1 protein-coding gene is annotated in these 646 nt (G+C 40.4%); it reads right to left on the reverse strand.

What is annotated here, in order from left to right:
- A partial coding sequence (locus D7V20_RS19385; RefSeq protein ID WP_120385420.1) for an IS6-like element IS1008 family transposase occupies positions 1 to 582 on the reverse strand: 582 nt, incomplete at its 3' end.
- Between the last annotated feature and the right edge of the window lie 64 nt (positions 583 to 646).

A 646-nucleotide genomic window follows, 5' to 3' on the forward strand; every position in this document is an offset into this window, starting at 1 on the left:
AGTCTTCATAGATTTGAATCCTAATGTGGCCCTGATTATCCGCTTTAACTTACCATGATCACATTCAATCACGTTATTTTTATACTTAATCTGCCTGTGCTCAATATCTACTGGACATTTTCCTTCTCGCTTTAATCGTGATAAAGCATGGCCATAGGTCGCTGCTTTATCTGTATTGATGACCCGTGGAATTTGCCATTTTTTCACCGTATTGAAGATCTTTCCTAGAAAACTATAGGCTGATTTACTGTTCCGTCTAGCGGAAAGGTAAAAGTCAATCGTATGACCCCGTTGATCAACTGCACGATACAGGTAAGTCCATCGCCCCTTCACTTTGATATAAGTCTCATCCATATGCCATGAATGTAAATCTGTAGGATTACGCCAATACCAGCGTAACCGTTTTTCCATTTCTGGAGCATAACGCTGAACCCAACGATAAATTGTACTGTGATCCACATTTATGCCTCGTTCAGCGAGCATTTCTTGAAGTTCACGATAGCTGATGCCATATTTACAATACCAACGAACAGCCCAAAGAATGATTTCACCTTGAAAGTGCCGACCGTGGAAGGGATTCATCTGCTGTATCTCGAAATAAATAAGATATTTAGCTTATCATGTCAGCCTATTTGCAACAGTGCCT

Source organism: Acinetobacter rongchengensis, from assembly GCF_003611475.1.
GTDB classification, from domain to species: domain Bacteria; phylum Pseudomonadota; class Gammaproteobacteria; order Pseudomonadales; family Moraxellaceae; genus Acinetobacter; species Acinetobacter rongchengensis.